The following is a 23843-nucleotide window of genomic DNA, read 5'->3' on the forward strand; positions in this document are numbered from 1 at the left end:
CCGCTTATTCCTCCGACTCCTTATATGTATAAGACCAAGCCTTCACGGCTTCCACCAACCCTTCATCGCTCGCCGCCGTTGCTATTAACAATTCTGAGGTGAACCCGAGTGTTTTCGCCAGCCCCACCATCCGCTGGCTGACGAGAACAAGCGGGATTTGCAGCAACTGCTCGCGCGTGTCCTTACCGATCATATTAAACAGGTTCAGAAGTCCCTCACGACTGGTGGTCATAATAATATCAACGGACTTTAGTCCCCCCGGATCTGTGATGGTAGCAGCTTTCGCCACAGGCCGAACCCGTCGATAGACCTCCGCATAGTCAACCAGAGCGCCACGAACGCTAAGCTCCTGACCCAAAAAATCGGGCCCCCCCTCCCCCCGGAAGATGAGGATGCGCTGCCCATTAACCGCGCCTGGCGCGAGTTCCGGTAGAGTCAACAACGCTTCACTGTTGGCCTGCTCAGTGGGAAAGACGGCGTTAGTAACGCCGTAACGATGCAATGCGGCGGCTGTCCCGGGTCCGATGGTAATGATCTTGAGGTGCGTGCTCGACTGTTCCCGATCCTGGATGAGCCGCATTCCCCAGTCAACAGCGTTCTGACTTACAAAGACGGCGACCTCAAATTCGGCGAGCCTATCCACTACGGCCGCCACGCGTCCGGGATCGGCAGGTTCTCGAATTGCTATCACCGGAAAACGCATCACGTTGCCCCCTTCGGCTTCGATACGTCTGCAGAGTCCATCTGCCTGATGAGCTGGCCGCGTGACCATCACGCAAATGTCCGTCAACAGGAACGGTGCCACGTCACTCACGTGGAACGAGTTCCTCAAGAACCTCATCGGCCCCGCGGGACAAGAGCTCCTCAGCTAAGTGAGTGCCGAGTACGTCAAAATCCTCCGCGCGCCCGCGAATGCTGGCGCGTAAAAGCCGCGAACCATCAATACGTCCAACCAGCGCGCGGATCGAAAGCACACCGTCGGAAAGCTCGGCAAAGGCGCTAATGGGTAACTGGCAGCCGCCATAGAGGCGTCGATTCACAGCCCGCTCGGCACCCACACACAATTGTGTCTCCGTATGATTCAAAGGCGCTATAAGATCCAAGACGTTCTTATCGTTTGCACGACACTCGATTCCAATGGCCCCTTGGCCAATAGCCGGTAAGATCGTTTCGGGCTCTAGATACTCCGTGATGCGCCGAGCTAGTTCCAAGCGCTTAACACCGGCAGCCGCTACTACGATGGCATCGAAATTCCCTTCGTCCAGCTTTTTTAGCCGAGTACCGACATTGCCGCGCAGATCCTTGATCATCAGATCACGGCGATAGGCCCGCAACTGACACTGCCGACGCAGACTTGACGTGCCGACGCTCGCCCCTTCGGGTAGGGCATTTAAGCTAGTATATCGATGGGATATAAGCACATCGCGGGGATCATCTCGCACCAACATCACGGGCACGTCGAGGCCTTCGGGCAACTCAACGGTGACATCTTTCATGGAATGTACCGCGATATCCGCGTTACCGTCCAAAAGCGCCTGCTCAAGTTCCTTGATAAATAATCCTTTACCACCCATATTGGCCAGCGATACATCCACGAGCTTATCGCCGCGCGTCTCGCTGCCAATAATTGTAACCTCCAGACCCGGATGGGCCTTGCAAAGGCTGTCACGAACATGTCCCGCCTGCCACAGGGCAAGAGGACTTTTGCGTGTTGCTATGCGAAGGGTGCGCGATGTCATCTGGCGGGGAAGAAACAGAGGTAGAATCCCAAATTAGGTCGTGCGCTCCTCATGCGCCGATCATACACTTCGAATACACTCTCGGACATGAAGTAATAAAGCTTACCAAAATACGTCACATGAGCATAAGACTCGGCGTCATTATGGATCCCATCAGCGGGATCAACATCAAAAAGGACAGCACATTCGCACTGCTGCTGGCTGCGCAAGCACGGGGTTGGCCGATCGACTACATGGAACTCGACGACGTGTTTCTAAGGAATGAATATGCGTGTGCGCGCATGCGGCGCATTACACTCGAGGACAATCCCAGTAATTGGTATCAGATCACTGGCGAGCAAACATCCCCTCTCGCTGAACTCTCCGTCATCTTGATGCGCAAGGACCCTCCATTCGACATGGAGTATGTCTACGTCACCTATATCTTGGAGCATGCGGAAGCCCAAGACACCTTAGTCGTCAACAAACCACAAAGCCTAAGAGACGCCAACGAAAAGATGTTCGCAAGCTGGTTCCCGCAATGCCGGCCCCCGACGCTGGTCACCCGAAAGGGCGAGCAGATACGTCAGTTTTTGGCTGATCATGGGGAAATCGTGCTTAAACCATTGGACAGCATGGGTGGTGCTTCAGTCTTTCACATCAGCGACGCTGACCCCAACATTAACGTGATTATCGAGACCCTGACAAAAAATGAAGCACAGTTTGCCATGGCACAACGCTACATCCCCGAGATTACGGCAGGGGACAAACGCATACTCATGATTGACGGCGAACCGTTCCCGTACGCCTTGGCCCGTGTACCACCGCCGGGTGACATACGCGGCAATCTGGCTGTCGGCGCAAGCGCCGGAGGCGTTGCACTGACTGATAGGGATCGATGGATATGCGCCGAGGTGGGCCCTGTATTACGTGAGCGAGGTTTGTTGTTCGTTGGATTAGACGTAATCGGTGATTACCTCACGGAAATTAACGTCACTAGCCCAACTTGCATCCGTGAGCTTGAGGCGATCTATCAGGCCAATATTGCAGGACAAGTCATCGACGCTATTGAGCACCAGCTCAGCGGCGCCCAAAAGAGATGATCCGATACGCCGCGCCGATTATTCTGCTGCTGTATTCTACTCTGACCTCGGGATGTCATCAGCAAGATAAACTTTTCCAATACCAATTCTTCGCCTTCGGCACCCTTATCGAACTGAGCCTTTGGGAAGTGGACCAGGCAACCGCAGAACGGGCTCAGGAAACCATTTTTGAAGACTTCAGTTATTTGCACCAGGATTGGCACCCTTGGCAAACGGGCACATTAGCCAGGATCAACGCCTTGTTGCACACGGGCGATCCAATCGCGGCCCCGCCATCAGTAATGGGCTTAATCAATGCGTCGATACCGCCCTTCGAGTCCAGTGGGGGACTATTCAATCCGGCCATTGGGAAGCTCGTTGAGCTTTGGGGCTTCCACCTAGATGATCTGCCCACAGTGCCCCCTGAGCCATCAGCGATCCGAGCGCTGGTCGCACAACATCCCAGCATGAATGATCTCGCCATCGACGGCATCAAGCTAAAGAGTGCTAATCCTGCCATCAAGCTGGACTTTGGTGCCTTCGCCAAGGGCCGTGCCATTGATCTTGCCATCCGGAAGCTTCGTCGTATGGGCGTCGATAACGCACTGGTCAATGCCGGCGGGGATCTTGGCGCCATCGGTATGCGCGGCGAGCGCCACTGGCGCATTGGCATTCGTCATCCGCGCCAGAACGGCATTATCGCCTGGCTTGAGACAGTCGGTAACGAAAGCGTGTTCACCTCGGGAGACTATGAGCGCTTTTTCTTCTACGAGGGCAGGCGCTATCATCACATTATCGACCCTCGGAACGGCTATCCAACAGATGACACCATCCTGGTTACGGTAGTACACCCAGAGGCTGCGATCGCAGATGCTGCCGCCACCGCGCTGTTTGTTGCGGGCCCAGAACTATGGGAACAAACGGCGCGCGACATGGGTATAACCTACGTGCTACTGATTGACCACAGAGGGCATATCCATATGAGTCCTGAGATGGCCAAACGCATCAGCTTCACAGTCGACCCACAAACCGGCATTGGCATACCAGAGTCATGATGACCTACGCTGACCGTGTCGTATTGGTACTGGGGATCGCGCTCGTTGCCTGGCTGTACGCCCACTATTGGGGAGCGGACGCGCCCGGGCACTATGCGCGTATATTGGTGGGCAATAACGAACACGAGATAGTGTCGCTTCAAACCGATCATGAAATTCGCGTTGCAGGGACGCTCGGCACGAGCCGTTTAGAAGTGCGCGAGGGAAAGATCCGTTTCATCGATTCCCCATGCCGTGGGAAACAGTGCGTTCACAGCGGTTGGCTTTCATATGGTGGGGAATTTACTGCCTGTCTGCCCAACCGGATCAGCATCCAAATCTTGGGCCGACACCCCCGATTCGATGCCATTAACTTCTAGGCATGGGCAGCCGACCAAGATTTACATGTTTATCTCCACGAAGACCGCCGGGGAGGGCGCTTGGTGTAAGTTGATATGGTACTCCAGCCCACCCGTGATGATCTCCGAATCGCCTGGCTGACGGCCCTCGCGGTGTCCATTCATCTACTTGAGAGCGCCCTGCCGAGCCCTCTGCCGGGGGTTAAACCCGGACTTGCAAATGTCATCACCGTCGCTGTCTTGATCTATTTCGGTTGGGCAATGGCCGCATGGATATCGCTTCTGCGTGTCACAGCAGGGAGCGTCTTGCTCGGAACGTTTCTTTCCCCGACCTTCGTCTTGAGCCTGAGTGGCGCTGTGGCGAGCATTTTTGTCTTGGGTCTTGTCACGTTATCAACGGGCCGGACCCTACTCGGACCGGTCGGCTACAGCATCCTCGCCTCTATGGCGCACGTGTCAGGGCAGTTCGCGGTCGCCTACCTGCTATTCATTCCGCACCCAGGGCTGTTCCGCCTGTTGCCGATCGTCATGAGCGCAGCTCTACTGTTCGGCGTCCTGAGCGGTATAATCGCCCACCACATGCTGAGGAAACTCGCCCATCCTTGACGTCTGTTTCTAGCACCGTGAGCGTAACCCCGGCGGATCGCCTTGGGCTGACGGTTTGTCTTGCAATTATCGTCCACGCCATCGTCATCCTAGGGATAACGTTTACACCAACTGACAAACGCAAGCCTCGCTTCGACGCCATGGAGATCATCCTGGTGCAACAGAAAAGCGTAGCGCCCCCTGAAGACGTGGATTATCTCGCCCAAACCAACCTCGAAGGAGGTGGAGAAAGCGACACCAAAGAGAGCGCCGCGGCACCGCTGCGTGCGCCGTTCCCTGCTCCTCAACCTGAGATTACGGCCCCACCGCCGACCGCAGCGCACCCTCCCGTCCGGGAAGCACCCCCGCAGCCAGAGGAGCTGTCACCGCAACCTCCGCCACGACATGAAGTCAGGCAGCTGGCCACGGAAAGCACTACACCAGAAATACCAGAACCCGTCGAAAACAATAAACCTGATCAGAAGATCGAAAACACCGATCCGACAGTCACACAAATAGGAAAGGCGAAAACAGAACCAAGACCAAAGCCCATTGCGAGCAGCAAAACCCTCCTGACGGAAACTCGACCTGCACCAAGCGCCGCTGCTTTGATCAGTAACAGCTTTGCGATTGCAAGCTTAAGCGCCGAAATAAAGCGAAAACTTGCGATCAAGGCAAAACGCCCGAAAAGGAAGTTCATCTCCGCAAGTACAAAAGAATACAAGTATGCAGCATATATGGAAGCGTGGCGATCGAAGGTCGAACGTATCGGTAACCTGAACTATCCTGACGACGCGAGAAAACGAAAGCTTTCTGGGAGTCTGATATTGGAAGTTGCTTTGAATCCGGACGGAACGGTGAATCAAATAACCATTCGCCGGCCCTCTCGTTATAAGATACTTGATGACGCCGCGATTCGGATCGTACGTTTGGCAGCACCCTTTTCGCCTTTCCCAGAAGGCATACGCGAGGACGTTGATATTCTTCATATCACTCGCACCTGGCAGTTCCTGAGCAGCCAGCGACTCCTAAGTAAATAGAACGTTTCGTTTTTGCAGTGTCGTAGTTGAGGAGACGTTGTATTCCCCTTGTAAGTTCTTTTCGGAGTACCGATACTATGGAAATGCAACCGACCAATCTGACAAACCACTTTCTTATCGCCATGCCAGCGCTCACCGACCCCAATTTTTTCCAGACGGTGACGTACATCTGCGCCCATAATAACGAAGGCGCCATGGGGATCATCATTAACCGGCCGTTAGACCTCGAACTCGGTGATGTATTGTCACAAATGAAGATGCAGCGCCCGGAGTCTGCTATCAATGCTACTATGGTCTTTCACGGCGGTCCGGTACAACAAGAGCGGGGATTTGTGATCCACAAGCCTTCGCGGGAGTGGGAAGCGACAATCAATGTAGGCGATGACATTGGCGTCGCCACGTCGCGCGATATTTTGGAGGCCGTCGCCAATGGAAGCGGCCCGGAACACACCCTTGTGGCACTCGGATATGCTGGCTGGGGAGCTGCCCAGGTCGAGCGAGAGATCGTTGAGAATGCCTGGCTGAGTTGCCCGGCAGATGCGCAAATCCTGTTCAACACGCCACCAGAAGAACGTTGGCATTCGGCGGCTGCCCTCGTTGGTGTGGACCTTGATCGACTTTCCCACGATATCGGGCACGCGTGACAGGGCGCTCAAAGACGCTGCTCGGCTTTGACTACGGTGAAAAACACATTGGTGTTGCAGTCGGACAGACACTCACGGCGACTGCGAGCCCGCTCGAGACAGTACAGGTCAAAAACCGCCAGCCCGACTGGGATACCATATCCCGCCTCATAGAAACTTGGAAACCCGACGCCTTGATCGTGGGGCTGCCCCTTAACATGGATGGCACACCCCAAGCGATGACTCGGGCTGCGGAGCGCTTTATGCGGCAGTTGCAAGGCCGCTACCCGCTACCAGTGCAACCGGTAGATGAGCGTCTGTCTACCATCGAAGCCGTAGATCGCAGCAAAAGCGCAAGACAAACCGTGGACGCGATCGCCGCGCAGGTGATCCTTGAGACCTGGCTCGCTCTGAATCGAGACAAACGCAAATTGGATGACAATAGAAATGGGGAGGCATCCGTGGGAAAGGGCGACCGATGACGCCTGACAACGCCGTGGACGAGTTGCTTGCTCGCATGGCACAGGATCTTCGCCGTCAATTTGCCGACCAGAACCATACATCTCCACTTCTGATCGGTATTCATACCGGAGGTGTCTGGGTTGCAAGACGTCTACATCAGCTGCTCGGCCTTGAGACACCGCTAGGCGAATTGAACATTGCCTTCTACCGGGATGATTTTAGCCGCATCGGCATGCACCCGACTGTGACACCATCCAAGCTACCCTTCCAGGTGGAAGAGCGTCACGTCGTGCTCGTGGACGACGTGCTCTTCACAGGGCGCACCGTGCGGGCCGCACTCAACGAAGTATTTGACTACGGCCGTCCAGCAAGTGTTCGCCTTGCAGTCCTCGTGGAGCGTAGCGGACGGGAGCTCCCCATACAGGCGGATGTGGTCGGCCAGCACATGCCGCTCAATGAAGGTGAACATGTTAAACTCACCGGCCCCGAACCCCTGGCGCTCGTGGTGCAAAAGGCGGCATGACGGAGCACAGTATCCAAATCGACAACCAGGGTCGCCTAAAGCACCTCCTAACCATTGAAGGGCTGAGCCGCGAACTGTTACTTGGGATCATGGATGCGGCCGAATCTTTTGCCGGAGTGGGACAACGGGCTGTCAAGAAAGTCCCCCTGCTTCGCGGCAAAACCATTGTTAACCTTTTTTTTGAGCCCAGCACGCGCACACGCACGACGTTCGAACTGGCCGCCAAAAGGCTCTCTGCCGACGTTCTCAATATCAACGTGGACACCTCTGCGACCTGCAAGGGCGAGTCTTTGCTGGACACGCTCAGAAACCTCGAAGCGATGCACTGTGATATGTTCATCGTCCGCCATAGCAACAGCGGCGCCGCGCATTTCATCGCCACCCACGTCTCCCCGGACATTCGAGTCATTAACGCGGGCGATGGATGCCACGCCCACCCAACCCAGGCGCTATTGGACGCCTTCACGATCCGGCGCCACAAAGGCGAGTTCACCGCACTGCGTGTTGCTATCGTCGGTGATATTGCCCACTCACGTGTAGCGCGCTCCGAAATACATGCGCTGAACACGCTTGGCGTCAGTGAGGTGCGCGTGATCGCACCCAAGACCCTTATTCCTGCCGGCATCGAATCGCTGGGCGTCCAAGTATTCCACGACCTTAGCGCAGGGCTTGCTGACGTCGATGTCGTGATCATGCTCCGTCTACAACACGAGCGCATGAAATACGCGCTCTTACCCAGCGAGATGGAGTATTTTCGGATGTACGGGCTCACTGAAGAAAAGCTGGCGGCTGCGAAACCTGACGCCATCGTGATGCACCCCGGGCCTATTAATCGCGGTGTTGAGATCGAATCGCGTGTGGCCGACGGGACCCATTCTTTAATCTTACAGCAGGTGAGCCATGGCATCGCCGTCCGCATGGCGGTGATGGCCATAGCCATGGCAAGCCAGGCCAGCGTATCCTCCGAAGCCAACTGATGCGCATACGGATCGCCAACGGGCGTCTTATCGACCCGGCAAATGGCATCGACGGCATCCGTGATCTCTATATCGCAGAGGGACGCATTCAATCCATCGGGCAGGCCCCGGTGGGGTTTGAACCGGACCGGGTGATCGATGCAAGAGGACAGATCATCTGCCCCGGATTGGTTGATCTCAGCGCCCGGCTGCGCGAGCCGGGCGAGGAATTCAAGGCCAGCATCGCCTCTGAGACCCGCGCGGCGGCCAGCGCGGGCGTGACCACGCTGTGCTGTCCACCCGATACCCGGCCGGTCATCGATACCCCAGCCGTCGCCGAGCTCATCCACCAACGTGCGGACGATGCGGGCATGGCGCGAGTTGTGACCCTTGGGGCCATGACCCAGGGGCTCGCCGGTGAATGCCTGGCGGAGATGCACGCACTCAAGTCGGAAGGCTGCGTCGGGATCAGCAACGCACAATCCCCTATCACCAACACGGAGGTTGCGCGCCGGGCCATGGAATACGCTGCCACCTGCGGTCTTACCGTCATGCTCCATGCCGAGGATCCCTGGTTGCGGAATCGGGGCGTTGTCCACGAAGGACCTGTTAGCACGCGCTTGGGTCTCCCTGGCATACCCGAGTCGGCGGAAACGGTCGCAGTGAGTCGTGATCTATTGCTCATCGAGCAAACAGGCGTCAGTGCCCACTTTTGCCGACTCTCCACTGGCCGCGCGGTTGACATGGTCGCTGATGCCCAGCGCCGGGGTTTACCCGTGACCGCGGACGTCAGCGTCTATCACCTCCACCTCACCGATATGGATGTCGGGCACTACAATGCCAACTGCCACGTACGTCCCCCGCTGCGCACCGAACGCGACAAACAACGCCTAAGAGGGGGCCTTGGCGATGGGGTGATTGGAGCTGTCTGTTCCGATCACCAGCCCCACGACGAAGACGCAAAGACTGCTCCTTTTAGCGCCACCGAGCCCGGCATCTCCTCGCTCGAAGTCCTCTTGCCCCTGACGCTACGACTGGTCGATGACGGCGTCTTCGATGTGCAAACCGCACTTGCCACATTGACCTACAAACCGGCAAGGATTCTAGGACTCGATGTGGGTACGCTCGCCACGGGGGCGCCGGCGGATGTGTGCATCTTTGAACCAAACCGCAACTGGCTTCTGACCGATGTCGCAATGCAAAGCGCGGGCAAAAATTCGCCATTTATCGGCTGGGAACTCACGGGGAAAGTAACGCATACCTTGCTCGGTGGCGTCACTGTGTATGAAGAGACCCGCTCCGTATAGAGGATCCTTTGGTAGATGCAATGACGAACACCAAGGGGGACGCCGTGCCTCCCCCTATGGCGCAGCGGGACCAGCGCGACACGATCTTTGTCGAGGCAGCCAACGTGCTCGCGCACGAGACCCGTGCCGGGGGCCAATTCATTATGCGCCTCAACGCGCCCCAAACCGCTGCCCATGCACGTCCCGGCGCCTTTGTTTATCTCCAATGCGCGCCCACCTTGCTGATGCGCCGGCCCATGTCGATCATGCGCACGGCCCCCAAGGCCGGCTGGATCGAAATCCTCTATAAAAAGCACGGCAAAGGCACGCAGTTACTCGCGAGACGGCAGATCGGTGAGGTCCTGAGTGTGATCGGCCCCATCGGTGTGCCATTCAAGCTTGAGGGCTATCGGGGTCGACCGCTGCTGATCGGCGGTGGTGTTGGCATTCCCCCCATGATCTTTTTCGCGGAGCACCTCAAGAATGCCGCCAATGCCTGCCAGCCCCTGGTGCTCATGGGCTCCGAGATCCCCTTTCCCTTTAAGCCGCGCCCCTCGCGGATCCTCGTCCCCAGCGTGCCCAACGGTGTGATTGCTGCCATGCCCCTCCTGGAAGATTGGGGGATCCCAAGCCGGCTGGCCAGTCTGGCTGGCTATCCTGGCTGCTTTGAGGGCTATGTGACAGACCTGGCCCGGGCAACCCTCCACGCCCTGGATGACACAGATCGGCACGAGGTTGAGGTATTCGCCTGCGGGCCTGATCCCATGCTCCGTGCGGTCGCGGCGCTTGCGCGCTCCTTGCAACTGCCCTGCCAAGTCTGTGTAGAGGAGTATATGGCCTGTGCGGTTGGTGGGTGTGCGGGCTGTGTTGTACACGTGCTAACGGACCAAGGGCCGACCATGAAGCGCGTCTGTGTCGATGGTCCAGTATTCGATGCTAAACGTATCTACCCCGTATAGCTGTACGGCCATACCGTCCCGATCCGCGGCCGCCGACGGCGGCATGCAAAGCCACTTAGGAAACATCGATGCATGGCACATCGCGGCCTGTCTCAACTAACCAAGCCTATCCCCATAGGGGCCTCGGAACACGGCTTGCAAGGCATCTCACCACACCGTTCTTAAGGCCGGTTAAGACCCATAACCTGCACGCGTTTCAGCTTACCCATCGCACCTGGCGCCGACATCAGGGGGCGCTGGTATTGGATTCGGGCTGTGGTATTGAGGAGAGCACCCGGATCCTCGCTGAACGCCACCCCCAGGCCTTTGTCGTGGGTATTGATAAGTCACGGCACCGCCTCTATCGCCGTACAGGCGGGCGCCCCATCTAACTCAAGGATAACTACGCCTTAGTCCGTGCTGATCTGGTCGACTTTTGGCGCCTTGCCAAGCACGCCGGTTGGCACCTGGTCCGCCATTACCTGCTCTACCCAAACCCTTGGCCCAAGCAGAAACACCTAAAACGGCGTTGGCATGCCCACCCAGTCTTCCCCACGCTGCTCAGTCTAGGTGGTGTCATCGAGCTGAGAAGCAACTGGCACAACTACGCGTTGGAATTTGCTGAGGCGATAAGACTGGCAACAGGAAGGAACGCGGAGGTGAGTCGCTTCATCCCTTTGCGCCCGTTATCGCCGTTTGAAAAAAAATACTGGGAAAGCCGGCAGGCGCTTTACCTTTGCCGAGCCACGCTAGCGCCCTAGGCGCTCGAAGCACCACAGAGGATGGCAGCACTCAACCGAAATTGATCTTCGCCTCCAAATTGGTACGGGAATCTGCATTATTCAGCGCCTCATCCAGACTGACACGCCCTTCCTTATAAAGATTAAAAAGGGCCTGATCAAACGTCTGCATGCCGCGCGCTCCGCTTTGCTCCATCGCCTCTTTGATCTCATCCACGTGCCCCCTGAGGATGAGATCGCCAATGTGCGGCGTATTGATCATAGTTTCGATCGCTGCGCAACGCTTACCATCAAACCCTTCAAGCAGCCGTTGCGAGATCACTGCGCGAAGATTCATCGAAAGGTCCAGGAACAGTTGTTTATGGTGTTCCTGAGGAAACATGTTTACAACACGCTCCATTGCCTGGTTCGCGTTATTGGCGTGCAAGGTGGAAACGCAAAGATGCCCCGTATTACAAAGAACCAGTGCGGCGGCCATGCTTTCACGATCGCGGATCTCGCCGATGACGATGACGTCAGGCGCTTCACGCATTGAACTCCTCAAAGCATTGCGATAGGAATAGGTATCGAGCCCTATTTCCCGTTGGTTGACGATAGATTTGATATTCGGGTACGCGAACTCGATTGGGTCTTCAATAGTCAAAATATGCCCATCCGCATTCTCGTTGCGGTGCTGGATCATGGCGGCAATAGTTGTCGACTTGCCGGTGCCGGTAGCACCTACCATCAAGACAAGGCCTCGCTTTTGCATAATCAGATCTTTGAGAATTACCGGTAACCCCAACCGATCGATGGTCGGGATCGTGGTTGGAATAAGGCGCAAGACCATGCTCACTTCACCCCGTTGCCGGAAGACATTGACCCGAAAGCGGGCCGACCTGTCCGGCAACCAAATGGCAAAATCTGCCTCGAGATGCTCCTCATAGTAGGCGATCTGGTGATCGGTCATGATCCCGTAGGCAGCTGCCTTAGTCATCTCGCCGGTCAGCATGGTCTTGCCCACCGAACTCATCTTCCCCTCGATCTTGATCTTGACAGGTGAGTTCTCGGTAAAGAACAAGTCCGAGGCGTTCTTCTCGACCATGAGCTTCAGATAAGGTGTGATGTCCATGGTTACTCGATGATGTTGCTTTTGAAATTGAAAACCGAACCCTACAAAAACGCGAATATTTAATGGATGTAAGGGGCTACCCGGAACCAATGAGGAAAGGAGCTAGCGGAGTAACCCCCTTGCTTGTGCTTCCTTTTTCTCTTCTAGGCTGAGGTGGTCTAGTCCTTCCAACTTGTCCGCCTCTTTCGCGTCCTTGCCTTGTAGCTTGATGCGCAAGCGCAACTCATTAATTGAATCGGCGTTTCGCAATGCATCTTCGTAGGTGATCTTGTCATCTTCATAGAGGTCGAATAGCGCCTGATCAAAGGTCATCATGCCAATCTCATTGGACTTCGCCATGATCACCTTGATCTCATGCACTTCCCCTTTGAGGATCAGGTCCGACATCAACGGTGAGTTCAACATGATCTCCACCGCACAAACCCGCCCCTTGCCAGACCGGTGTCTGATCAGCCGCTGAGCAATAAATCCCTTGAGGTTCAACGACAGATCCATTAACAACTGTTGGCGACGGTCGTCCGGGAAAAAGTTGATGATGCGGTCTAATGCTTGGTTCGAGTTGTTCGCATGCAGTGTAGCCATCGCCAAGTGTCCCGTTTCGGCAAAGGCAATCCCGAACTCCATGGTCTCACGGTCGCGGATCTCGCCCAGCAGGATGACGTCCGGTGCCTGTCGCAAGCTGTTCTTAAGCGCGATAGACCAATCATCCGTATCGACACTGATCTCCCGCTGGGTAACAACACAATTCTTATGCTGATGGACGAACTCAATGGGATCCTCAACAGTGATGATGTGCCCATAGCTATTCTCGTTTCGATAATCAACCATCGCGGCGAGACTAGTCGACTTACCATGGCCCGTGCCGCCCACCAGGATCACAAGACCACGCTTTGTCATCACAATATCCTTCAATATCTCGGGTAGCCCCAGCTCGTCGATCGTGGGAACCTGTGTATTGATGGTCCGGAGCACCATACCAACGCGTCCCTGTTGAACAAAGGCACTGACACGGAAGCGTCCGATCCCCGTTGGCGCGACAGCGAAATTGCATTCCTTTGTTGCTTCAAACTCCTTGAACTGCCTATCGTTCATGATGGCATAGGTCAGTTCCTTGGTATTCTCAGCCGTCAGCTTGGTCTTCGAGATTGGCGTGATCTTGCCATCGACCTTGATTGCGGGTGGAAAGCCTTCGGTGACAAACAGATCGGAACTGCCTTTACCGACCATAAGCTTAAGTACATCCCGCATAAATTTGATTGCTTGTTCGCGTTCCATCAGTATTCTCCTGCGCTGAGAAGCTCGATCAGAACAAGTCCTTGTTCTGCGCGACTGCCCGCGCGGCCTGGCGACTCACAATATCTTTCTTAACTAGCGTCTGCAGATCCTGATCCAGCGTTTGCATACCGAATTGCTGACCGGTCTGTATCGCCGAATACATCTGCGCGACCTTGTTTTCGCGGATAAGATTGCGGATCGCCGGGGTGCCGATCATGATCTCATGGACTGCAACACGCCCGCCCCCGTTCTTCTTGAGCAGCGTTTGCGTAATCACCGCCCGCAGGGATTCTGACAGCATCGATCGGATCATATCCTTTTCCGCAGCTGGAAACACGTCGACGATACGATCAATAGTCTTCGCAGCCGAAGATGTATGCAGGGTAGCAAACACCAAGTGACCGGTTTCTGCCGCAGTCAGTGCAAGCCGGATCGTCTCCAAATCGCGCATCTCGCCAACCAGAATAATATCCGGGTCTTCACGCGTAGACGAGCGCAAGGCTTCGTTGAACCCCAATGTGTCACGGTGCACTTCACGTTGATTGATGAGACACTTTTTGCTTTCATGAACGAATTCAATAGGGTCTTCAATGGTCAAGATATGGCCATAGATGGTCTCGTTCTTATGGTCGACCATGGCGGCAAGGGTCGTTGACTTGCCTGAACCGGTTGGTCCTGTAACCAACACCAACCCGCGCGGGTAGTCTGCAATATCTTTGAAGCTCGCCGGGCAATTGAGATCCTCAAGGCTCAAGATCTGGGAAGGGATCGTCCTAAAGACCGCACCGCAGCCCCGGTTTTGATTAAAAGCGTTCACACGAAAACGGGCAAGGCCAGGAATCTCGAAAGAAAAATCAACCTCGAGAAACTCTTCATAGTCCTTGCGCTGCTTGTCGTTCATAATGTCATACATCATGTCGTGCACTTCCTTGTGATCCAGCACCGGCGCATTGAGACGGCGCATGTCACCGTCCACTCTGATCAGCGGCGGCAACCCTGCCGAGAGATGCAAGTCTGAGGCCTTGTTCTTCACACCAAACGCAAGCAGTTCACCTATATCCATCTAATCCTCCGGTCTGAATCGTCTAGGCTACAATACCGCGAAAAGCTGTCCCTTATACCGCGGGATCTGACACAGGCTGCAATATGAAAGTCGCCGGACATTCATGCCAATCACTACGGGTATGAGCGCCAGATGCGGTCTATTCATAATAACCGCAAAGGTACAGAGATAACACCTTGTCCCGTATCGAAAAATGAAGCATTCCTGGCCCTGATGAAGTATAGCCTACTGATGCAACATGAAAAGTATCGCCGAGTCTTTAGAAGACCTGAAGAAGCGCATCCGACAGGCGGAAAAACGCTTTAACCGGCCCCTGGGCTCCGTTCTCCTGCTAGCCGTCAGCAAAACGCGCCCCAGCACCGATATCCTGGCGGCGGCGGCATGCGGGCAGGTGCGGTTTGGGGAGAATTATCTTCAGGAAGCCCTGCCTAAGATCCAAGAGTTGACCGTCAACGGCCTTGAGTGGCATTTCATCGGACACATCCAATCTAATAAGACCCGCTTGATCGCGGCCAATTTTGATTGGGTTCACACCATTGATCGAGAGCAGATTGCAAGGCGGCTGTCTCACCAGCGTCCCCCCTCGCTGCCCCCCTTGAACCTCTGTATTCAGGTCAAACTCAGCAAAGAGCCCGCCAACTCCGGCGTGGCCCTCGACGCGTTACCAGCGCTCGCCAAGCTTGTTTCTGACCTGCCCCGGCTTCGGCTGCGTGGTCTCCTGGCCCTGCCCGCGCCCACGGTTGAATTCGAGCAGCAACGCTTACCGTTCAGAGAGCTTTACCGGGCGCATACCAAACTCAACCGTGCTGGCATCAAGATGGACACGCTTTCCATTGGTACGACCCACGACATGGAGGCAGCAATTGCCGAGGGTGCGACAATGGTGCGGATTGGCGCTGCCATCTTTGGGCCGCGCAGTCCTTAGCGGATCGAATACCCGCGCCCATGCATTCCTATCCCCATGTTGTTACACTCGCTGCCTCGATCGGCTTGCAGAATAAGAATTGGATAATCTCACCATGAAGGCTGTCACGATCACCTTTATCGGTTGCGGCAACATGGGGCGTAGTCTCATTGGAGGACTTATTGCGAATGGTCATCCAGCCACAAAGATCTGTGCTGCAGATATCGATGCGTCACAACTGGCACGCGTAGGGAAACTATTTTCAGTCAAGGTAAGTACTGATAATCGCGAGGCCGTCGCGGCTGCGGATGTGATTGTCTTAGCCGTTAAGCCTCTGCTCATTGGGACCGTGGCACGCGATCTCGCTGGCTCGATACAGAAACGTACCGCCTTGGTGATATCCATCGCCGCGGGCGTCCCCATTACGGCGCTTGAGCGGTGGCTCGGCGAGGACACACCCATCGTTCGGGCTATGCCAAATACACCTGCGCAGGTGAATGCCGGTGTCGCAGCCCTCTTCGCCAATCAGGCCGTTAGTGCCCCACAACGGGAAACCGCGGCGTCGATCATGCGCTCTGTCGGTCTGGCCCTTTGGTTGAGCGATGAATCCCAGATGGATACCGTCACGGCCTTGTCTGGCAGCGGGCCGGCCTATTTTTTTCTCATCATGGAAGCCCTCGAGGATGCGGCTGTTAAACTTGGCCTTTCCCGAGACGCTGCCCACCTGATGACGCTTCAGACGGCGTTTGGCGCTGCAAAGATGGCGTTAGAATGCGGCGAGGATACTGCGACGCTGCGCATGCAGGTCACCTCGCCTGGTGGGACCACGGAACAGGCACTCAAGGTACTTCTAGAGGGGGAGCTACCGGTTCTTTTTTTAGAAGCCCTTAAAGCAGCCCGCGCACGCGCGCAAGAACTCGCTAGCTCCATTAGGGACCCATAATGACCGAGCCTTATCTCACCAATGCGGGGACCTTCCTTATCAGCACGCTATTCGGCCTGTACATACTCGCCGTCATGCTACGCTTCTTGTTACAGTGTGTTCGTGCGGACTCCTACAATCCGATCGCACAGTTCCTGATCACCATCACCAACCCACCACTTCGCCCCCTGCGCCGGATCCTTCCCGGCTACGGCGGCATTGACTGGTCCTCCATCCTGCTGATGTTCGCGCTAAAAACCTTGGAGATTTCGCTACTTTTACTTCTAACCGCAGAGCGCTTCCCTCAAGTTTCCGGGCTTCTGGTGCTCTCGTTTGCTGATCTCATGTCCTTGCTTTTCTATGTATTTCTATTTGCGATCATCATCCAAGTGATCATCAGCTGGGTAAATCCCGGGGCTCACAACCCTGCAACGGTGCTCCTCTATCAGTTAACAGAGCCGCTGCTTGCTCCCGCTAGACGGATCGTGCCGCCGATGAGCGCGCTTGATTTCTCACCCCTGGTCGTCTTGATTGCCTTGCAACTGTTGATCATGCTCCTTATTGCCCCCCTGACCGATATCGGACGCAGCCTCTTATGAAACCAACTTGGTGTCATTGGGACGGAGATACCCTTGTACTCAAGGTCCACATACAACCCCGTGCTGCGAGGGACGAGATAGCCGGGGTACACGCAGACCATCTCAAATTACGGATAGCCGCTCCGCCGGTCAGCGGCAAGGCAAACACACAGCTCATTGGGTTTCTCGCAAGTGAATTCCGGGTGCCTCACTCCCAGATCAAACTCTTGAGTGGCGAACGTAGTCGCGATAAACGCATTGCCATACGTACCCCCAAGACACATCCCGACTGGATGTCTGGGTCGCAAGAATAAAACAGGAGAATAACATAGCACAGCCGCCACGCATCGGCTGCCTCCCGTGTTGCGCTCGAACCAGCCACTCTTTAGACTCATGCAGAACCTTGATCACCCACCCAGTAGTTGAGATGCCGGAATCAATACCACATGATTCAGTGGGTCTTGTAACGCCAAAGTCCCATGTATTCAACGAACCGCTATCGCTGGACTGCGGTAGCGTATTAGACAGCTATCAACTCGTATTTGAAACCTACGGTACACTGAACCAAGCGCGTTCAAATGCCATTCTGATCTGTCATGCCTTAAGCGGCGATCACCACGTTGCGGGCTTCAACAGCATGGATGACAGAAAGCCTGGCTGGTGGGACAACTGTGTCGGGCCTGGTAAACCCATTGATACCGACCATTTTTTCGTTGTGTGCCCTAACAATCTCGCGGGCTGCAATGGCTCGACGGGTCCAATGAGCATCAATCCTAAAACAGGCAAGCCCTACGGACCCGACTTTCCGATCGTGACGGTGCACGATTGGGTTGAGAGTCAGGCGCGCTTGGCGGACCTATTAGAGATTGAGTGCTGGGCAGGAATCGTCGGGGGCAGCCTAGGCGCAATGCAAGCGTTGCAATGGGCCATCGACTTCCCTGATCGCATACGCCATGCCATTATCATTGCAGCGGCGCCAAAACTATCGACCCAGAACATCGCCTTCAACGAACTGGCTCGCCAGGCGATCATGTCGGATCAGGACTTCCATGAAGGGCGTTATTATGAGTACGGCGTAAAACCAAAACGAGGGCTGATGTTGGCACGCATGCTAGGACATATTACTTATCTATCGGACGATGTCCTCGATGCCAAATTTGGGCGCGAGCTGCGCGATGGTAAGATTAGCTTTGGATTTGATGTGGAGTTTCAGGTGGAAAGTTATTTGCGCCATCAAGGAAGTTCCTTCGTCGATCGTTTTGATGCCAATACCTACCTTCTAATCACCAAGACATTGGATTATTTCGACCCTGCAGCCAAATTTGGAAATAACCTTGCGGTCGCTGTATCGGGATCTAAAGCGAACTTCCTCGTGATCTCCTTTAAAAGTGATTGGCGCTTCGCGCCGCCTCGGTCAAGAGAGATCGTCCGGGCGCTGCTCGATGCTGACAAAAACGTCATTTATACCGAGATCGCGTCACAGCAAGGTCATGACTCGTTCCTTATGGCGATCCCCCAGTACCACGACGTGCTGCGCACCTACCTCCGACGCGTGGCCCATGAATTAAACCCATGAAGTCGCTGCGTCCGGACCAGGCCCTGATTGCCGAATGGATCGCCGCGTCTTCCCGAGTCCTTGATCTTGGCTGCGGCGACGGGGCACTACTTGCCTACTTGCAAAACACTCGCAATGTCACTGGATATGGACTTGAGATTGACGAAGATAATATCGTCAAATGCATCGCAGTAGGAGTAAACGTCATTCAGACTGATCTTGATGCGGGACTATCCGAGTTTGATGAGAACTCCTTTGACTATGTGCTAATGACCGATACCCTTCAGGCAGTACACTTTCCTGATAAGTTAATCAATGAGATGTTACGTGTCGGGCGCGAAGGCATTATCACGTTTACCAATATTGGCCACTGGATTTGCCGACTGCAACTGGCCATCAAAGGTAAGATGCCAATATCCCGATCGCTACCCGATCAATGGTATGAAACGCCTAACATTCATTTGTGTTCCATCGCAGATTTTGAAGGATTATGTAGATCACTTGATGTGGAGATCCTACAGCGAGCAACCGTCGATCATGCCCATCGGTCCAATTTGGGAATGCGGTTATTGCCGAATCTCCTAGGCGAAATTGCGCTCTATCGCTTCCGCCGCAAAACCCAATCACATACCTGAAGCAGGGATCCGTACTGTTCGGAGTGGTTGAAAACTTTCCGGCGCATGTCCATCGTTATAGTGTAGATAGAACGAATAAAACCATGAACAATACGGCCGTGCGACGTCACAACTTAATCCTTGGGATCCTGGTGATGCTGTTGCCCCTCGCGAGCCCCGCGGAGCAATCGCAGACTTTCGGTGACTACACCATACACTATAACGCCTTTACGACGGACATCCTTGAACCGTCTGTTGCAAGGATCTACAAGATCCCTCGAAGCAAGAACCGCGTACTGCTTAACATCTCCGTACTAAAAAAGGTAATGGGCACGACCGGCCAGCCGGTGAGCGCCAAAATACAGGCAACGGCAACGAATCTCAGTGCTCAGGTCAAGACTTTGGAGATGCGCGAGATACGCGACAAAGGCGCATTCTACTACATCGCCGAAACGCCAGTGAGCAATGAAGAAACCCTCATATTTACGCTGCACATCACCCCCGACGATGAGGCTATAACACATACCATCACTTTTCAGGAACGATTCTTCACCGATTAGCTACAATTTTAGCGGTACCGCCATCGCTGGCACATATCCTAACTGTGTGTCCAATTTAGAATGGGATATCGTAATCCATGATCAGCGGGGCGTGGTCGGAAAAACGTTTTGCCTTGTAGATCTTGGCCAACCTGACCTTTCTTCTCAGTCCCGGTGTCACCACCTGATAATCGATTCGCCACCCAACATTCTTAGCCCACGCCTGACCCCGATTCGACCACCAAGTATATTGATCAGGCTCCGGGTTCACCACTCGGAAGGCATCCACCATACCAACAGTTTTGAAGAGTCGATCCATCCACGCTCGCTCTTCGGGCAAAAACCCCGAATTTTTTTGATTGCCACGCCAGTTCTTCAAATCAATCTTCTTGTGAGCAATATTCCAATCACCACAAATGATGTAGTTCCCCCGATCGGCGCGCATTGCCTTCAGCGTTGGCATGATCTTTCCCATGAAATCATACTTCGCCGCCTGTCGCTCTTCACTAGACGAACCCGAAGGCAGATATAAAGACACGATACTAAGCCTGCCAAAATCGGCTCGGAGATAACGCCCCTCGTCGTCGAATTCCGGGCAACCAAAGCCCCCAATCACCCGATCAGGTTCCCGCCGGGAATAAAGGGCAACCCCACTATAGCCCTTTTTCTTCGCATCACGGAAATACGCATAATAACGAAAAGGAGATGCCACCGCTGGCGGTAGCTGCTGTTGATGGGCCTTAGTCTCCTGGAGACAGACAACGTCGGCATGTTGTCTGGGAAGCCATTGAAAGAACCCTTTTTTATGTGCTGACCGGATACCATTGGCATTTAGCGTAATGATGCGCACTAACCTGTCTCCCTAACGCGTAGCAATGTATGATAGCGAACCTGCCTGGTTGATGAACCAACATCAGCGACGAACGCAGCGCCTTCACTTGGCATCTAAACATGAAAAACTACCAACGCGAATTTATACGCTTCGCCATCGACTGCAAAGTGCTCTGCTTCGGTAACTTTACTCTCAAATCGGGTCGGAGCAGCCCTTATTTTTTTAACTGCGGGTTATTCAATACCGGTGCAAGTCTTGTCCAACTCGGCCGCTATTACGCAACCGCCATACAGCACGCCGGTCTTGACTACGATATGCTATTTGGTCCGGCCTACAAAGGGATCCCCTTAGCGTCTGCCACCGCCATCGCCCTTGCAGAACAAACCAATCGCGACGTGCCATACTGCTCTAACCGCAAGGAGGTGAAATACTATGGCGAAGGCGGTGTGACCTTTGGTGCGCCCCTATCGGGGAGAGTACTGATCATTGACGATGTGATTTCCGCGGGCACCACGATCAGTACCTCTGTCGATATCATTCGCGCTCGGGGGGCGGTCCCGGTTGGCGTCGTAATTGCGCTTGATCGGCAGGAGCGCGGCACCGGCAAACTATCCGCCGTTCACGAAGTCGAGGCCCGCCATCAAATGACCGTTACCAGCATCATTACACTGGATGATCTCGTTGCATATCTTGAAGAGGAACCGGAAATGGGCGAAAGGCTCCAGCACGTTCGTGACTATAGGATGCAGTATGGCGCAGCGTAAGCGATCGTAATTCCGCCCCTTCCAAGCCTTGGGCCCGGAATGGCCCGGCCTAGCCCGCAACAATTCGTTCACATACTATAATAATAACGATGTGCCGAGCCCGTCCAACCCGAGTATTTAATCAGTTGCTGAGCCACGCAGGCTATTGATCATGAATGCCACTGTGATGCGCATTGCCTTGATCCTCGTTTTGGTAACGGGCCTGTCCCCATCCCCTCCAGCGCACGCAAGGATCAAGTGCTGGACAAACAAAGATGACGTAAGGGAATGTGGTAATGTTGTTCCGCCAGAGTATTCACAAAAAGGACATGAAGAACTCAGCGATCAGGGGATTGTCATTGACAGAAAAGAAAGGGCCAAAACTCCAGAGGAGCTGGAAGAGGAGCGACGGCTCGCGGCTATCCAGGCAGAGGAAGACCGTAAGGCCAGGAAGAAAGAGATCGCCGATCGGGTCTTGTTAGATACATTTGCGAGCGAGGACGATCTTGTTCTGGCCCAGGATGGCAAACTTGCTGCAATCGAACAAACCATTCATGTCACAGAAAGCCGCATTAAGAAGCTACAAAAGAGCCTAAATGAGATTATGAGCATGGCGGCCGAAATGGAACGTCGCGGCAAGCCGCCGGCCGATGGAACCCAAAACGAGATCGATGTGGTGCGTGCACAGATCGCAGAGAACCGCGCCTACATTAAGACCTTGCATAAGGAACAGGATGCGGTGCGCAACGCCTTTGAGTCTGATCTGACGCGCTTCAAAGAGTTAAAGGCCGCAGGAAGATAAGCTTAGCCAAACAAGCCCTGCGAGAGCGTCGCCCACTGCTCCTCCCAGAAACTGGTCGGAGAGGTATGAAAGCCGCTCTGTACATACTGCAGCATTTTCCCTTCCGCGTGCGCCACGAGCAGGTTCGCTGTGACGGTCGGCGATCCCTTCGGCTGCAAGCCCGGGCTTAGAGTGCTTTCACGCAAGATCTGTTTCAATTGCATCTCAAAGCGATCGAAAAATTGTACGACACGCGTCCGAAGGCGCTCATTCTCGCCGACTAGCGCATCGCCGACAAGGATGCGTGTGATACCGGGATTTCGTTCAGAAAATCCCAAGAGCAACTTCAAGATACCCTGACAGCGCTTCACGACATCAGACTCATCCGACAGTATACGGTTTGTGAGACCAAATACTGAATCCTCCGCGAACCCGATCAGATCCTCAAACATCTTCGCCTTGCTAGCAAAGTGCCGATAAAGTGCTGCCTCAGACACGCCGACGGCTGTGGCAAGCCTAGCCGTGGTGATTCGCGTACCGGGCTGGTTCTCAAGCTCGCGGGCCAACGCTTCCAAAATCTGCTGCCGCCGACTCGGTTTCGCCTTAGCATCTTTCATCTCACTTTGCCCCCTCCCACCTCGCCAGCTAGCGTCGCCGGATCAGTGTACCCACGCCGACATCCGTAAATACCTCTAGCAGTACCGCATGCTGTACTCGCCCATCAATAATATGCGCCGTGTTCACACCCCCCTGAACCGCGTCTAATGCAGAGCGGATCTTGGGAAGCATGCCGCCGTCGATTGTCCCGTCAGAGATGAGCTTGTTGACCTCAGCTACGCTCAGTCCAGTTAACACTTTACCCTGTTCGTCGAGCAGACCGGCAGTGTTCGTCAGCATGATTAACTTCTCGGCTTTCAGCACTTCAGCCATTTTTGCCGCCACGAGGTCGGCATTAATATTATAGGACTGACCATTGTCCCCTACCCCAATCGGTGCGATCACAGGGATAAAGTCTCCTCTAACAAGCATATTCACTACGGCGGTGTCGATGCTCGCCACTTCACCAACGTGGCCAATGTCAATGATTTCCGGCGCGTCCATCTCCGGGGCAGACCGCTTGAACGTCAGCTTCCGCGCCCGGATCAATTCACCATCCTTTCCGCTTAAGCCTACAGCCCTACCTTTGTGTCGATTGATCAAATTGACGATTTCCTTGTTAACTAATCCGCCAAGCACCATCTCCACCACGTCCATCGTCTCGCTATCGGTTACGCGCATCCCCTCGACAAATTGGCTGTCCTTGCCAATACGCTTCAGCAGATCGCCAATCTGCGGGCCACCCCCGTGCACCACCACCGGATTCATGCCCACCAGTCTCATGAGTACCACGTCACGGGCAAAACTATTCTTTAGCCTGTCATCCGACATGGCATTCCCACCGTATTTGATGACCATCGTTTTACCCTGAAAACGCTGGATATACGGTAGGGCTTCGGTAAGGACCCTTGCGATATTCAATGCATCGGAAGATTCTAAACTCATGTCTGAGCGGCTGTTCAACATATTAATGAATTCAAACT

General features: G+C 54.7%; 30 protein-coding genes. 22 read left to right on the top strand and 8 right to left on the bottom strand.

The window, feature by feature from the left end; all coding sequences use genetic code 11:
• Positions 1-4: 4 nt before the first annotated feature.
• Together O6944_11605 and hemC are read right to left on the bottom strand one after the other, a co-directional pair.
• Positions 5-814, bottom strand: coding sequence for a uroporphyrinogen-III synthase (locus tag O6944_11605; GenBank protein MCZ6719779.1), 810 nt, complete (start codon positions 812-814; stop codon positions 5-7).
• Positions 807-1739 (bottom strand): hydroxymethylbilane synthase, encoded by a 933-nt coding sequence (gene hemC / locus O6944_11610; GenBank protein ID MCZ6719780.1) that lies wholly within the window; start codon positions 1737-1739, stop codon positions 807-809. The genes O6944_11605 and hemC overlap by 8 nt, the downstream gene beginning before the upstream one ends.
• Before the next feature lie 119 nt (positions 1740-1858).
• Here hemC and gshB point away from each other — a divergent pair, with 119 nt between their 5' ends.
• From gshB to O6944_11675, 13 genes are all read left to right on the top strand, one after another.
• The gene (gene gshB / locus O6944_11615; protein ID MCZ6719781.1) at positions 1859-2821 is read left to right on the top strand and encodes a glutathione synthase; all 963 of its coding nucleotides are present in this window, start codon (positions 1859-1861) and stop codon (positions 2819-2821) included.
• Positions 2818-3855, top strand: a complete 1038-nt coding sequence (locus O6944_11620; GenBank protein MCZ6719782.1) for an FAD:protein FMN transferase — start codon at positions 2818-2820, stop codon at positions 3853-3855. The genes gshB and O6944_11620 overlap by 4 nt, the downstream gene beginning before the upstream one ends.
• The gene (locus O6944_11625) at positions 3852-4214 is read left to right on the top strand and encodes a NusG domain II-containing protein (GenBank protein ID MCZ6719783.1); all 363 of its coding nucleotides are present in this window, start codon (positions 3852-3854) and stop codon (positions 4212-4214) included. The genes O6944_11620 and O6944_11625 overlap by 4 nt, the downstream gene beginning before the upstream one ends.
• A gap of 75 nt (positions 4215-4289) precedes the next feature.
• On the top strand, positions 4290-4799 hold the full coding sequence (locus O6944_11630; GenBank protein MCZ6719784.1) for a Gx transporter family protein: 510 nt from the start codon (positions 4290-4292) through the stop codon (positions 4797-4799).
• A 17-nt stretch (positions 4800-4816) separates the two neighbouring features.
• Complete coding sequence (locus tag O6944_11635) at positions 4817-5818, top strand: TonB family protein (protein MCZ6719785.1); 1002 nt, start codon at positions 4817-4819, stop codon at positions 5816-5818.
• Positions 5819-5901: 83 nt separating this feature from the next.
• Entirely contained in the window at positions 5902-6462 is a 561-nt protein-coding gene (locus O6944_11640; GenBank protein ID MCZ6719786.1) for a YqgE/AlgH family protein, read from the top strand.
• Positions 6459-6923, top strand: coding sequence for a Holliday junction resolvase RuvX (ruvX, locus tag O6944_11645; GenBank protein ID MCZ6719787.1), 465 nt, complete (start codon positions 6459-6461; stop codon positions 6921-6923). Before O6944_11640 ends, ruvX begins: the two co-directional genes overlap by 4 nt.
• Positions 6920-7426: a bifunctional pyr operon transcriptional regulator/uracil phosphoribosyltransferase PyrR gene (gene pyrR / locus O6944_11650; protein MCZ6719788.1), complete on the top strand. Its 507-nt coding sequence runs from the start codon at positions 6920-6922 to the stop codon at positions 7424-7426. The genes ruvX and pyrR overlap by 4 nt, the downstream gene beginning before the upstream one ends.
• A complete protein-coding gene (locus O6944_11655) occupies positions 7423-8403 on the top strand; it encodes an aspartate carbamoyltransferase catalytic subunit (GenBank protein ID MCZ6719789.1) in 981 nt (326 codons plus the stop codon). The genes pyrR and O6944_11655 overlap by 4 nt, the downstream gene beginning before the upstream one ends.
• Positions 8403-9689 (top strand): dihydroorotase, encoded by a 1287-nt coding sequence (locus O6944_11660; protein ID MCZ6719790.1) that lies wholly within the window; start codon positions 8403-8405, stop codon positions 9687-9689. Before O6944_11655 ends, O6944_11660 begins: the two co-directional genes overlap by 1 nt.
• A 20-nt stretch (positions 9690-9709) precedes the next feature.
• A complete protein-coding gene (locus O6944_11665) occupies positions 9710-10627 on the top strand; it encodes a dihydroorotate dehydrogenase electron transfer subunit (GenBank protein MCZ6719791.1) in 918 nt (305 codons plus the stop codon).
• A gap of 68 nt (positions 10628-10695) precedes the next feature.
• Positions 10696-10998 carry a hypothetical protein gene (locus tag O6944_11670; protein ID MCZ6719792.1) on the top strand — a complete coding sequence of 101 codons (303 nt, stop codon included), beginning with the start codon at positions 10696-10698 and terminating at the stop codon, positions 10996-10998.
• A 90-nt stretch (positions 10999-11088) separates the two neighbouring features.
• Entirely contained in the window at positions 11089-11367 is a 279-nt protein-coding gene (locus O6944_11675) for a hypothetical protein (protein MCZ6719793.1), read from the top strand.
• Positions 11368-11398: 31 nt separating this feature from the next.
• Here O6944_11675 and O6944_11680 read toward each other — a convergent pair whose 3' ends face one another.
• The 3 genes from O6944_11680 to O6944_11690 form a co-directional block, all read right to left on the bottom strand.
• Positions 11399-12457 (bottom strand): PilT/PilU family type 4a pilus ATPase, encoded by a 1059-nt coding sequence (locus O6944_11680; protein ID MCZ6719794.1) that lies wholly within the window; start codon positions 12455-12457, stop codon positions 11399-11401.
• A 102-nt stretch (positions 12458-12559) separates the two neighbouring features.
• Complete coding sequence (locus O6944_11685; GenBank protein ID MCZ6719795.1) at positions 12560-13732, bottom strand: PilT/PilU family type 4a pilus ATPase; 1173 nt, start codon at positions 13730-13732, stop codon at positions 12560-12562.
• A gap of 28 nt (positions 13733-13760) precedes the next feature.
• Entirely contained in the window at positions 13761-14795 is a 1035-nt protein-coding gene (locus O6944_11690) for a type IV pilus twitching motility protein PilT (protein MCZ6719796.1), read from the bottom strand.
• Positions 14796-15033: 238 nt separating this feature from the next.
• Between O6944_11690 and O6944_11695 the strand changes: the two genes are divergently transcribed.
• The 7 genes from O6944_11695 (at position 15034) to O6944_11725 (ending at position 19928) form a co-directional block, all read left to right on the top strand.
• A complete protein-coding gene (locus O6944_11695) occupies positions 15034-15720 on the top strand; it encodes a YggS family pyridoxal phosphate-dependent enzyme (GenBank protein MCZ6719797.1) in 687 nt (228 codons plus the stop codon).
• 94 nt (positions 15721-15814) lie between these two features.
• The gene (gene proC / locus O6944_11700; protein ID MCZ6719798.1) at positions 15815-16642 is read left to right on the top strand and encodes a pyrroline-5-carboxylate reductase; all 828 of its coding nucleotides are present in this window, start codon (positions 15815-15817) and stop codon (positions 16640-16642) included.
• A complete protein-coding gene (locus O6944_11705; GenBank protein ID MCZ6719799.1) occupies positions 16642-17220 on the top strand; it encodes a YggT family protein in 579 nt (192 codons plus the stop codon). Before proC ends, O6944_11705 begins: the two co-directional genes overlap by 1 nt.
• Complete coding sequence (locus tag O6944_11710) at positions 17217-17513, top strand: DUF167 family protein (GenBank protein MCZ6719800.1); 297 nt, start codon at positions 17217-17219, stop codon at positions 17511-17513. The genes O6944_11705 and O6944_11710 overlap by 4 nt, the downstream gene beginning before the upstream one ends.
• A gap of 113 nt (positions 17514-17626) precedes the next feature.
• The gene (locus O6944_11715; protein ID MCZ6719801.1) at positions 17627-18775 is read left to right on the top strand and encodes a homoserine O-acetyltransferase; all 1149 of its coding nucleotides are present in this window, start codon (positions 17627-17629) and stop codon (positions 18773-18775) included.
• A 5-nt stretch (positions 18776-18780) separates the two neighbouring features.
• Positions 18781-19389, top strand: coding sequence for a methionine biosynthesis protein MetW (metW, locus tag O6944_11720; GenBank protein ID MCZ6719802.1), 609 nt, complete (start codon positions 18781-18783; stop codon positions 19387-19389).
• Positions 19390-19472: 83 nt separating this feature from the next.
• Positions 19473-19928 (top strand): DUF4426 domain-containing protein, encoded by a 456-nt coding sequence (locus tag O6944_11725; protein ID MCZ6719803.1) that lies wholly within the window; start codon positions 19473-19475, stop codon positions 19926-19928.
• 55 nt (positions 19929-19983) lie between these two features.
• Here O6944_11725 and O6944_11730 read toward each other — a convergent pair whose 3' ends face one another.
• On the bottom strand, positions 19984-20757 hold the full coding sequence (locus tag O6944_11730) for an exodeoxyribonuclease III (GenBank protein MCZ6719804.1): 774 nt from the start codon (positions 20755-20757) through the stop codon (positions 19984-19986).
• A 101-nt stretch (positions 20758-20858) separates the two neighbouring features.
• Here O6944_11730 and pyrE point away from each other — a divergent pair, with 101 nt between their 5' ends.
• Together pyrE and O6944_11740 are read left to right on the top strand one after the other, a co-directional pair.
• Positions 20859-21503 carry an orotate phosphoribosyltransferase gene (gene pyrE / locus O6944_11735; protein ID MCZ6719805.1) on the top strand — a complete coding sequence of 215 codons (645 nt, stop codon included), beginning with the start codon at positions 20859-20861 and terminating at the stop codon, positions 21501-21503.
• A 151-nt stretch (positions 21504-21654) separates the two neighbouring features.
• Complete coding sequence (locus tag O6944_11740; GenBank protein ID MCZ6719806.1) at positions 21655-22284, top strand: hypothetical protein; 630 nt, start codon at positions 21655-21657, stop codon at positions 22282-22284.
• A 2-nt stretch (positions 22285-22286) separates the two neighbouring features.
• Here O6944_11740 and slmA read toward each other — a convergent pair whose 3' ends face one another.
• The gene (slmA, locus tag O6944_11745) at positions 22287-22880 is read right to left on the bottom strand and encodes a nucleoid occlusion factor SlmA (protein MCZ6719807.1); all 594 of its coding nucleotides are present in this window, start codon (positions 22878-22880) and stop codon (positions 22287-22289) included.
• 28 nt (positions 22881-22908) lie between these two features.
• On the bottom strand, positions 22909-23805 hold the full coding sequence (gene argB / locus O6944_11750) for an acetylglutamate kinase (protein MCZ6719808.1): 897 nt from the start codon (positions 23803-23805) through the stop codon (positions 22909-22911).
• Between the last annotated feature and the right edge of the window lie 38 nt (positions 23806-23843).

It is taken from the genome of Gammaproteobacteria bacterium, from assembly GCA_027296625.1.
Lineage (GTDB): Bacteria > Pseudomonadota > Gammaproteobacteria > JAKEHO01 > JAKEHO01 > JAKEHO01.